The sequence below is a fragment of the Prauserella isguenensis genome, assembly GCF_014191605.1.
GTDB classification, from domain to species: domain Bacteria; phylum Actinomycetota; class Actinomycetes; order Mycobacteriales; family Pseudonocardiaceae; genus Prauserella; species Prauserella isguenensis.
In genome coordinates this window covers 1-2,276 of record NZ_JACHWU010000013.1, presented here as the reverse complement: position 1 = coordinate 2,276, position 2,276 = coordinate 1, and the positions used below count along the sequence as shown (strand labels likewise).

Here is a 2,276-nt window from a genome sequence, read left to right as displayed (position 1 = left end):
GCAGCGGGGGATAAGCTTCGTTGTCGAGAGGGAAACAGCCCAGAACTCCGGCTAAGGCCCCTAAGTGTGTGCTTAGTGGAAAAGGATGTGGAATTGCTGAGACAACCAGGAGGTTGGCTTAGAAGCAGCCATCCTTGAAAGAGTGCGTAATAGCTCACTGGTCAAGTGGTTCTGCGCCGATAATGTAGCGGGGCTGAAGTACACCGCCGAAGCCGAGTCACTGCAACAACTGCTAACGCGGGTTGTGGTGGGTAGGGGAGCGTCCTGGGCCCGGTGAAGCCGTGACGGAAGTTAACGGTGGAGGGTGTGGGAGTGAGAATGCAGGCATGAGTAGCGAATGTACAGTGAGAATCTGTACCGCCGGATGACCAAGGGTTCCTGGGCCAGGTTGTTCCGCCCAGGGTAAGTCGGGACCTAAGGCGAGGCCGTCAGGCGTAGTCGATGGAGAACGGGTTGATATTCCCGTACCCGCGTGTGTGCGTCCATGGTGAGGCGTCGGATACTAACCACCCGAAGCCGCGTCGCATCCTTCGGGGTGTGGTGTGTGTGGAGCGTGGGACCTGATGGCGTAGTAGTCAAGTGATGGGGTGACGCAGGAAGGTAGCTCCGCCAGTGAGTGGTAGTACTGGTGTAAGCGTGTGGCCCGCAGAATAGGCAAATCCGTTCTGCTTGTGGGTGAGGCGTGATGCGTAGCCGTTGTGGTGAAGTAGAGTGATCCTATGCTGTCGAGAAAAGCCTCTAGCGAGTGCGTGCGTGGCCCGTACCCGAAACCGACACAGGTGGTCAGGTAGAGAATACTAAGGCGATCGGGTGAACTGTGGTTAAGGAACTCGGCAAATTGCCCCCGTAACTTCGGGAGAAGGGGGGCCAGCCATCTTGAAACCCTTTGCGGGTTAGGGGTGGCGGGCCGCAGAGACCAGCGGAAAGCGACTGTTTACTAAAAACACAGGTCCATGCGAAGACGCAAGTCGAGGTATATGGACTGACGCCTGCCCGGTGCTGGAACGTTAAGAGGACCGGTTAACCCTTCGGGGTGAAGCTGAGAATTTAAGCGCCAGTAAACGGCGGTGGTAACTATAACCATCCTAAGGTAGCGAAATTCCTTGTCGGGTAAGTTCCGACCTGCACGAATGGCGTAACGACTTTCCGGCTGTCTCAACCACAGGCCCGGCGAAATTGCACTACGAGTAAAGATGCTCGTTTCGCGCGGCAGGACGGAAAGACCCCGGGACCTTTACTATAGCTTGGTATTGGTTTTCGGTTCGGCTTGTGTAGGATAGGTGGGAGACTGTGAAGCTGACACGCTAGTGTTGGTGGAGTCGTTGTTGAAATACCACTCTGGTCGTGCTGGGAATCTAACTTCGGACCATGATCTGGTTCAGGGACAGTGCCTGGTGGGTAGTTTAACTGGGGCGGTTGCCTCCCAAAGGGTAACGGAGGCGCCCAAAGGTTCCCTCAGCTTGGTTGGTAATCAGGTGTTGAGTGTAAGTGCACAAGGGAGCTTGACTGTGAGACTGACGGGTCGAGCAGGGACGAAAGTCGGGACTAGTGATCCGGCACCTCCTGGTGGAAGGGGTGTCGCTCAACGGATAAAAGGTACCCCGGGGATAACAGGCTGATCTTGCCCAAGAGTCCATATCGACGGCATGGTTTGGCACCTCGATGTCGGCTCGTCGCATCCTGGGGCTGGAGTTGGTCCCAAGGGTTGGGCTGTTCGCCCATTAAAGCGGCACGCGAGCTGGGTTTAGAACGTCGTGAGACAGTTCGGTCCCTATCCGCCGCGCGCGTAGGAGACTTGCGGAAGGCTGTCCCTAGTACGAGAGGACCGGGACGGACGAACCTCTGGTATGCCAGTTGTCCCGCCAGGGGCATGGCTGGTTGGCTACGTTCGGAAGGGATAACCGCTGAAGGCATCTAAGCGGGAAGCCTGTTCCTAGATGAGGTCTCCCACCCTTTGTGGGTTAAGGCCCCCAGTAGATGACTGGGTTGATAGGCCAGACATGGAAGCGCAGTAATGTGTGTTTGAGTGGACTGGTACTAATCGGCCGAGGACTTGCCTACAAAGATGCTACGCACCCACTCTACGATCCTGAAACACCACACCACCCCGCACGCGGGTGTGTGCGGGAGACGACGGTTGTGTTGTTTCGTAGTGTTTCGGTGGTGATAGCGGTAGGGGTACGCCCGGTCCCATTCCGAACCCGGAAGCTAAGCCTGCCAGCGCCGATGGTACTGCACTCGACAGGGTGTGGGAGAGTAGGACACCGCCGAACTTA

2 rRNA genes (1 of these 2 running past the window's edge) are annotated in these 2,276 nt (G+C 56.9%); both read left to right on the top strand.

The features are described 5' to 3' along the window. Positions 1–2,061, top strand: a 23S ribosomal RNA gene (locus FHS23_RS22850) (it extends 1,135 nt beyond the left edge of the window). A 95-nt stretch (positions 2,062–2,156) separates the two neighbouring features. After that, a 5S ribosomal RNA gene (rrf, locus tag FHS23_RS22845) occupies positions 2,157–2,273 on the top strand. Positions 2,274–2,276: the final 3 nt, after the last annotated feature.